The 9275-nt window shown below is 51.8% G+C and carries 6 protein-coding genes; 4 read left to right on the forward strand and 2 right to left on the reverse strand.

Going from position 1 to position 9275, the window contains the following annotated elements; translation table 11 throughout:
* The first annotated feature begins 44 nt into the window (after nt 1-44).
* From AC9UEO_RS10915 to AC9UEO_RS10930, 4 genes are read left to right on the forward strand one after another with little or no spacing between them, the layout of a single operon-like run.
* A complete protein-coding gene (locus AC9UEO_RS10915; protein ID WP_509533172.1) occupies nt 45-2255 on the forward strand; it encodes a cyanophycin synthetase in 2211 nt (736 codons plus the stop codon).
* Complete coding sequence (gene cphA / locus AC9UEO_RS10920) at nt 2255-4849, forward strand: cyanophycin synthetase (RefSeq protein WP_509533190.1); 2595 nt, start codon at nt 2255-2257, stop codon at nt 4847-4849. Before AC9UEO_RS10915 ends, cphA begins: the two co-directional genes overlap by 1 nt.
* Nucleotides 4849-5271, forward strand: a complete 423-nt coding sequence (locus AC9UEO_RS10925; protein WP_509533175.1) for a hypothetical protein — start codon at nt 4849-4851, stop codon at nt 5269-5271. The genes cphA and AC9UEO_RS10925 overlap by 1 nt, the downstream gene beginning before the upstream one ends.
* Nucleotides 5268-6251: a CapA family protein gene (locus tag AC9UEO_RS10930; RefSeq protein WP_509533178.1), complete on the forward strand. Its 984-nt coding sequence runs from the start codon at nt 5268-5270 to the stop codon at nt 6249-6251. The genes AC9UEO_RS10925 and AC9UEO_RS10930 overlap by 4 nt, the downstream gene beginning before the upstream one ends.
* On the opposite strand, the gene dnaJ is transcribed toward AC9UEO_RS10930, so the two are convergent.
* Complete coding sequence (gene dnaJ / locus AC9UEO_RS10935) at nt 6248-7384, reverse strand: molecular chaperone DnaJ (protein WP_509533181.1); 1137 nt, start codon at nt 7382-7384, stop codon at nt 6248-6250. The two genes, AC9UEO_RS10930 and dnaJ, sit on opposite strands and share 4 nt — an antisense overlap.
* A gap of 79 nt (nt 7385-7463) precedes the next feature.
* Nucleotides 7464-9275, reverse strand: a 1812-nt coding sequence (gene dnaK, locus AC9UEO_RS10940; protein WP_509533184.1) for a molecular chaperone DnaK, incomplete at its 5' end; no start/stop codon positions are given.

A 9275-nucleotide genomic window follows, 5' to 3' on the forward strand; every position in this document is an offset into this window, starting at 1 on the left:
CGATTTTCTAAAAATAAACGCTAAATAATTACAAGGCATCGATTATGACATTTGACGATATTCAAATCCTTCAGCAGCGATTTTTGCGAGGCCCCAATTTCTGGACTTACCGCTCAGCCGTTGAAGCTTGGTTGGATATTGGTGAGTTAGAAAAATTTCCCTCTAACACCATCCCCGGTTTTGTCGATCGTTTGATTGATTGGTTACCCAGTCTGCACCAACATCATTGCAGCGTTGGTGAGGTGGGGGGGTTCGTGTGGCGCTTGCGTGACGGCACATGGCCAGCTCATATCATCGAACATGTGGCCATCGAATTACAAACCTTGGCTGGTATGCAGGTCAGTTTTGGTAAGGCCAGAGAAACCAGTACCAGCGGCGTATACAAGGTGGTTTTCAGGGCTAGGCAAGAGGAAATTGGCTTGGAAAGTCTGGTCGATGCTCGCAACTTGGTCATGGCAGCCATCAATAACAAACCTTTTGACGCTAAGGCCACGGTTAAAAAACTCAAGGACATGGTAGATCGCTTGTGTCTGGGCCCCAGCACGGCTTGCATTGTGGATGCGGCCACTGAGCGACGCATTCCTTCTATTCGACTAACCACTGGCAATTTGGTGCAACTGGGTTATGGCTCGCGTCAGCGGCGTATTTGGACAGCTGAGACAGACAAAACCAGTGCCATTGCAGAGCATATTTCCAGCGACAAAGACCTCACCAAGCGGTTGCTAACGCAGTGTGGTGTGCCTGTACCTAAGGGCCGTACTGTCACCACAGCAGAGGAGGCATGGTCGGTAGCGCAAGACATCGGTTTGCCCGTGGTGCTCAAACCCATTGACGCCAACCATGGTCGTGGTGTGTCCCTTGATTTGAAAACCCAAGCTGAAGTTCACGCTGCTTTTGATATTGCTTTGCGCGAAGAAGAAAACAACGAAGTCATTGTTGAGCAGTTCATTGTGGGTGAAGAGCACCGTTTGCTGGTAGTGGGGGACAAGGTTGTTGCTGCTTCAAGAGGCGAAACAGTGCAAATCGTTGGTGACGGTGTCTCTACAGTCGAGCAACTCATCGATAGCCAAGTCAACACCGACCCACGTCGCGGCTTGGAAGAAGAATTTCCTTTAGAAAAAATTATTTTGTCAGAGCAAGGCAATATTGTTTTGGAAATCCAAAAACAAGGCTTCCAAATCAACAGCGTGCCCGACAAGGGTAAGGTCATCATTGTTCAGCGTACCGGCAATATGGCCAACGATGTCACCGATGATGTTCATCCCCAGGTGGCAGATATGGCCATTCTTGCAGCCAAAGTGGTGGGCTTAGATATCGCTGGCATCGATTTGGTCACGCCCGACGTGTCTCGGCCTTTGCAAGAGGTCAACGGTGCTGTGGTGGAGGTCAATGCAGGGCCAGGTCTGCTGATGCATTTAAAGCCAGTGTTGGGAAAACCTCGACCTGTGGGTCAAGCCATTGTGGACCAGTTGTTTGAACCCTCGGACTCAGGACGCATCCCCATTGTGGGCGTGATGGGCAGTCACCAAACCACCGAACTCTCCAAAATCATTGCTTGGTTAATTGAACTCAGTGGAAAGCACACCGGCTTGGCTTGTGCAGATGGTTTGTACCTTGATCAGCGACGTGTTGTCAGCAAAGATGCACGCTCTTTTGAGTTAGGGCAGCGCTTGCTGATCAACCGTGTGTTGGATGCTGCTGTGTTTGAAAGTGCAGGCATGCAATTGATGGATGAAGGCTTGGCTTACGACCGATGTTTGGTGGGTGTGGTCACGGGTGTGCCTGAGCCAGTGGGACTTGAAGTACATGACATCCGTACAGCCGAGCAAATGCGAAACGTCATACGCAACCAAGTTGATGTGGTTTTGCCCGAAGGTGTGGCGGTGCTCAATGCGTGCGATGAAGTGACTGTGTCATTTGAAGAACTCAGCGATGGCGATGTTTTTTTCTACAGTCATGAAGACAACAACCCCGTCATTGCAGCTGCGCGTGAAAAATCGCAGCGTGTGGTGTTTTACCGCGACCAGCAAATTTTCTTTGCCTACGGCGCCAAAGAGGTCAGTATGTTGCGAACCGATGCCGAGCCCATACAGATGCTGATGCACCAAGGCGGTATTAGCTTGTCCACCATGTGCGCGGCTGTGGCGGTTGCTTGCTGCTTAGATATTTCCGCTGACTTGATTCGTGCAGGATTAAAAAGCTTTTCGCAAAAAAGCGCCAACCTAGCAACTTCATCAAAGGGGAGCGGTCAGTGATAGAAGTCACACGTATACGGGCTCTGCGCGGCCCCAACCTCTGGTCTAAACATACCTCTGTTGAAGCCTTGGTGCAATGTGATACCCATCAAAGTATCGATGTGCGTATCAGTTGCCCCGATTTTTCTAAGCGTCTAAGGCATTTATTTCCCTCTATTTACAGCATTTACAACAGCACTTCGGAGTCTGTTTATACCTTTGCCCATGCTTTAGAAGAAGCCACGCTTTCTTTGCAAATTGAGGCAGGTTGTCCTGTGACCTTCAGCCGCACCACGGCTACGCCTAAAGAAGGCTTGTACCAAGTGGTGGTTCAGTACACGGTGGAGCAGGTGGGGCGCTTGGCCATTGGCTATGCCCAAGAGTTGTTGCTTGCCGCATTGAACAACACCGATTTTCCTCTCGCCAAAGCCATTGCACAGTTACGCGAAGTCGATGAAGATTTGCGACTAGGGCCTTCTACCGCATCGATTGTCAACGCTGGGCTTAGCAGAAATATTCCTTACATCCGTTTGACCGAAGGCAGCTTGGTGCAGCTCGGGTGGGGCAGCAAACAGCGCCGCATACAAGCTGCTGAAACCGATGCCAGCAGCGCCATTGCGGAATCTATTGCGCAAGACAAAGAGTTGACTAAAAAACTTTTTCGCATGGCTGGTCTGCCCGTGCCAGAGGGGCGACCTGTCAAAGATGTTGATGATGCTTGGGCTGTAGCCCAAGAAATTGGTCTGCCCGTGGTGGTCAAACCCCAAGACGGCAACCAAGGAAAGGGTGTTGCTGTCAATGTCAAAACCCGTGAGGAGTTGGCGACAGCTTACAAAATTGCTTTGCGCTACCGCGAAGACATCATGGTCGAGCGTTATTTGCCGGGCAGCGATTACCGCTTGCTGGTGATTGGTGACAAATTGGTGGCAGCTGCGCGGCGTGAGCCCGCACTTGTTGTCGGAGACGGCAAACATACTGTTCGTCAGTTGGTCGACATCGTTAACGCAGACCCCTTGCGCGGAGAAGGGCACTCTTACCCTTTAACCCGTATTCGTATCGATGAAGTTGCCATGTCTTGCTTGCAAGAACAAAACCTGGATGAAAGCAGTGTGCCGCCTAAAGGTATGCGTGTCATCATGCGCAACAATGCCAATTTGTCTACCGGTGGTTCAGCGACCGATGTCACCGATGACGTGCATCCTGAGGTAGCTGCCAGCGCAGTCTTGGCTGCCCAAATGGTGGGTTTGGATATCTGCGGCGTAGATATTGTTTGCGAAACCATTTTGCGACCCTTGGAAGAGCAAAACGGTGGCATCATCGAAGTCAATGCTGCACCTGGACTGCGTATGCACTTGAGCCCCTCATTTGGCAAAGGGCGCGATGTAGGCAAGGCGGTGATAGAGCAAATGTTCCCTGATGGTGAAAACGGTCGTATCCCCGTGGTCGCAGTGACAGGCACCAATGGCAAAACCACTACTGTGCGTTTAATTTCCCACTTGCTTGCCTCCAGTGGTCTTCGCATGGGTATTGCCAATACCGATGGTGTGTTTGCCAATGGTTACCAATTCGATTCAGGCGACTGTGCGGGGCCGCAAAGTGCGTTGCGCGTCTTGATGCACCCCAATGTCGATGCAGCGGTGCTAGAAACTGCTCGCGGTGGAATGTTACGAGAAGGCTTGGCATTTGACCGCTGCCAAGTTGCTGTTGTGACCAATATTGGCAGTGGTGACCACCTTGGTTTGAACTACATCTCCACAGTTGAAGATTTGGCTGTTCTCAAGCGGGTTATCGTGCGCAATGTGGACCCATCTGGGATGGCTGTTCTGAATGCAGAAGATCCTTTGGTCGTGGCCATGGCAGCACAATGTCCTAGCGCGGTAACTTTTTTTGCCTATGACGTCAAAACCCCTGCATTAGCGACCCATCGTGCTCAAGGCAAGCGCGTACTTTTTGTCGAAGGCGATCACATTGTCGCGGCCGAGGGGAAATTCCAAATGCATATTCCCCTAGCGCAGGTCCCTATTACCCACAACGGCGCTTTGAGTTTTCAGGTTGCCAATGTCATGGCCGCTATTGCAGCGGGCTGGGCCTTGAAACTGAACTGGGAAGGCATGTGTGAAGCCCTGAGTCATTTTGTCAGTGATGCCCAAAGTGTTCCTGGACGCTTTAATGTTTTTGACTACAAGCAGGCTAAAGTGATTGTCGATTTTGGACATAACGCAGATGCCGTGAAAGCGATTGTCGAGGCTGTCAATATTTTTCCTGCCAATCGCCGCAGCGTGGTGATATGTGGCACGGGTGACAGGCGAGATGAAGACTTGCGTGCCCTGACTCGAAATATTGGTCACGCATTTGACGATGTCATTCTCTTCGAAGACGCTTGCCAGAGAGGGCGCTCTGACGGAGAAGTCATTGCTTTGTTGCGCGAAGGTTTGCAAGGGGCTACCCGAGTACAAACCATTGAAGATGTGTACGGTGAATTCAAAGCCATAGATCGCGCTTTGGAAAAACTTCAAGCGGGCGATGTTTGTCTCATTCTTATCGATCAAATCCAAGAATCGATGGCGCATGTGCAAATGCGTATGAATGAAGCCCCAACATCAGCCATAGCGTAATGCCTCTACTCATACCAAGCCACCTTGGCCTGTGGATGCGGTTTAGCATTACTGTAGTTTTGTTTTTGCCAGTGACGATGGGTCTTGCAGCCAGCCAGCCGTTGCGCTTGCAGTGTCAACTCTTTGCAGGCGGTGAGGACTATCAATTTGTTTTTGCACCCACTACCCATCCCTATAGCGCCAAGCCCATCGACTTAGAGCGCTTCAGGTTCAAGGCCATCGTCAGCCAAGGCGGCAATCAAATCGAGAACATCAAAATCACAGTCTCTTACCGATCTTCTGGGCAAGCCCTCATTCTTCAGCAAGCTACCTATTTGCCCCCGTTTGCCAAGAGCCAAAGCTTGACTGGCAGGCAGCAGCTTTACTCCCCCGATTTGGGGCGCGAAATCAGCTATGACTGCACTGTGGTGGGTGCGTCATGAACCGACGCTTACTCCCCAGTTGGATCGCGACAGCCGTGGGTGTATGGCTATGTTGTGCCAATGCTTTTGCACAATCCGCAGATGTGTCAATAGTTTTTGTGGGCGACGTGATGTTGGCTGAATTGCCTGGCAAACGTATTGCACAGGGCCATAACCCTTTTGAGCCATTTGCCTCAGTTCTCAACCAAAGCGATATACGCATTGGTAATTTGGAATGCGTGATAACCACCATTGGCAAAGCCGAGGATAAACCCTTTACCTTCAGAGCCCATCCTAGGGTGCTTAAGTTACTCAAAAATCATTTTGATGCTGTGTCTTTGGCTAACAACCATACGGGCGATTTTGGTCCTGCAGCATTTGACCAAATGCTGGATTTTTTAAACCAAGCCAAGGTCCCTTATTTTGGCGGTGGACGTGATTTGCAGCAAGCGCATACGCCCATGCTGTTCAAGCGCCAAGGCATCACCATCGTTATTTTAGGTTACAACGAATTTTTTCCCCGCAGCTTTGAGGCAGATGTTGATCGACCTGGCTCTGCATGGAGCGATGATGAGCAAGTGGTTGCCGATATCCAAGCCGCACGTCACATTCACCAAGCTGATGTGGTGATTCCATTCATGCATTGGGGCGTTGAAGATGAGCCTTATGCCACCCCTCGCCAACAACGCTTGGCAAGATTGATGATTGATGCAGGTGCAGATGTGGTGGTGGGTAGCCATCCGCATGTGACCCAAAACACCGAGTTTTACAAAGGTCGGCCTATCGTCTACAGCCTTGGTAATTTTGTGTTCGACGGCTACAGCAGTTTGGAAAACACCACAGGCTGGGCGTTGCAATTGGCTGTTGATAAAGAGGGGGTACGCCAAGCTCGTATTCACGTGGCTCGCATTGACAAACACGCTACGCCACACCCCTCACGCCACGATGCCGGTCAGTGCTGGCAGCGCGGGGAGTCCAGTTTTCAGGACTGCAGACCTTAGCTGAACAAATTTTTCAGCTTGTCAGCCCAACCAGCTTCTGAGGGCTTGTGTTTATCGCCGCCCTTCTTCAAAGACTCGTCAAGCTCCTTCAAGATTTTGCGTTGGTGCTCAGACAGTTTGACAGGTGTCTCCACTGTGATGTGACAGTACAAATCGCCGGGGAAACTTGAGCGCACCCCCTTAATGCCTTTGCCACGCAAGCGGAACTGCTTGCCCGTTTGGGTGCCTTCAGGAAGATCGATGGCGGCTTCTCCGCTCAGGGTGGGAACAGCAATTTCTCCACCCAGTGCCGCGGTGGTGAAACTGATGGGTACCGCGCAATGCAAGTCATCACCATCGCGCTGGAAGACTTCGTGTTTTTGCAGACGGATTTCAATGAACAGGTCGCCAGGAGGGCCGCCATTGGTGCCGGGTTCACCATTGCCGCTGCTACGGATGCGCATTCCGTCATCAATGCCTGCTGGAATTTTGATTTCCAAGGTTTTTTGTTTTTTGACTTTGCCCTGACCATGGCAAGGCGTGCAGGGATCTGTGATGGTTTTTCCGCTGCCGCGGCAATGCGGGCAGGTTTGTTGCACGCTGAAAAAGCCTTGACGCATTTGCACCACGCCTTGACCTTGGCAAGTGCCACAGGTTTTAACGGATGTCCCTGGCTTGGCGCCGGTGCCGCTACAGATGGTGCATTCCTCGAAGCTTGGGATGCGAATTTGCGACTCTTTACCCATGGCCGCTTCTTCAAGCGTCACATCCATGGCGTAACTTAAGTCGTTACCGCGAAAAACTTGCTTGCCGCCAGCACCTTGCTGTCTGCGTGTTTGACCAAAGATATCGCCAAAGATGTCACCAAAAGACTCACCAAAGCCACCAAAACCACCAGCAGCACCTGGACCACCGCGCATATTCGGATCTACACCTGCGTGGCCGAACTGGTCATAGGCAGCGCGTTTTTCCGCGTCAGAAAGCATTTCATAGGCTTCTTTGGCCTCTTTGAATTTGACCTCGGCCGCCGCGTCTCCTTGGTTGCGGTCAGGGTGGTATTTCATCGCCAATTTTCGGTACGACTTTTTAATTTCGTCGTCGTTGGCGTTTTTGGGTACACCCAATATTTCGTAAAAGTCGCGTTTGGTGGCCATGGTTGTATCTAAGGGTGTTGAATGTACCAACGCCGCGCAGCCCTCTCAGGCGATGCGCGGCGCGATGGGATGAGAAAGTTCAGCCTTTTTTCACTTCCTTGACTTCGGCATCGACCACATTGTCGTCGTCGGGCTTCTTGCCAGCATCGGAAGCCGCGCCTGCACCCGCCGCCGCGGCTTGCTGTTGAGCTTGCATATCGGCATAGACCATCTCGCCAAGTTTTTGCGCAACAGTCATCAAAGCTTCGGTTTTGGCAAGAATGAGCTCTTTGTCTTCGCCTTTCAAAGCCTCTTCGACTTCTTTGACTGCAGCTTCGATTTTCTCTTTGTCGCCAGCTTCAACTTTGTCGGCATGGTCAACCAAGCTTTTCTTCACGCTGTGAACCGAGGCTTCGGCGTTGTTACGCGCTTGCACCATTTCCAGTTTTTTCTTGTCTTCTTCAGCGTTGAGTTCAGCGTCTTTCACCATTTGCTGAATTTCGGCCTCAGACAAACCCGAGTTGGCTTTGATGGTGATTTTGTTTTCCTTGCCAGTGGCTTTGTCTTTGGCGCCCACATGCAAGATACCGTTGGCGTCGATGTCAAAGCTCACCTCGATTTGCGGCGTACCACGGGCGGCTGGGGGAATGCCCTCCAAATTGAATTCGCCCAAGGACTTGTTGCCTGAGGCCATTTCACGCTCGCCTTGGTAAACCTTGATGGTTACCGCAGGCTGGTTGTCGTCGGCGGTCGAGAAGGTTTGCGCGAACTTCGTTGGGATGGTGGTGTTTTTGGCGATCATTTTGGTCATCACGCCGCCCAGGGTTTCAATGCCCAAAGACAAAGGGGTGACGTCCAACAGCAGCACGTCTTTGCGGTCACCCGAGAGCACTTGGCCTTGGATGGCGGCACCCACAGCCACGGCTTCGTCGGGGTTGACGTCGCGGCGGGGTTCTTTGCCAAAGAACTCTTTGACCTTGTCTTGCACCTTGGGCATGCGGGTCATGCCGCCGACCAAGATTACGTCGTCAATATCGCTTACCGACACGCCAGCGTCTTTGATGGCGGTGCGACAAGGCGCGATGGTGCGCTCGATCAGTTCATCAACCAAGCTTTCCAACTTGGCGCGGTTGAGTTTGATGTTCAGGTGTTTGGGGCCTGAAGCGTCGGCAGTGACATAAGGAAGGTTGATGTCGGTGCCAGTGGAGGAAGAGAGTTCGATCTTGGCTTTTTCCGCGGCTTCTTTCAAGCGCTGCAAGGCCAGCACGTCTTTGGATAAGTCGACACCGGATTCTTTTTTGAACTCGGTAATGATGAAGTCGATGATGCGTTGGTCAAAGTCTTCACCACCCAAGAAGGTGTCGCCGTTGGTGGACAGTACTTCGAATTGTTTTTCGCCATCAACGTCGGCGATTTCGATGATGGACACGTCAAACGTGCCGCCGCCCAAGTCATAGACGGCAATCTTGCGGTCACCTTTTTCGGTTTTGTCCAAGCCAAAGGCCAGCGCAGCGGCGGTGGGTTCGTTGATGATGCGCTTGACATCCAAACCAGCGATGCGACCCGCGTCTTTGGTGGCTTGGCGCTGGCTGTCATTGAAATAAGCAGGGACGGTAATGACCGCTTCGGTGACTTCTTCGCCCAGGTAGTCCTCGGCGGTTTTCTTCATCTTGCGCAGCACTTCTGCGCTGATTTGGGGCGGCGCCATTTTTTGGCCACGCACTTCCACCCAAGCGTCGCCGTTGTCGGCCTTGGCAATGGTGTAAGGCATCATGTTGATGTCTTTTTGCACCTCTTTTTCGTCAAACTTGCGGCCAATCAGGCGCTTGACGGCGTACAGCGTGTTGCGCGGGTTGGTGACCGCTTGGCGCTTGGCGGACGCGCCGACCAAAATTTCGCCGTCTTCTTGGTA

It is taken from the genome of Limnohabitans sp. (assembly GCF_040401495.1).
Taxonomy (GTDB): Bacteria; Pseudomonadota; Gammaproteobacteria; order Burkholderiales; family Burkholderiaceae_C; genus Limnohabitans.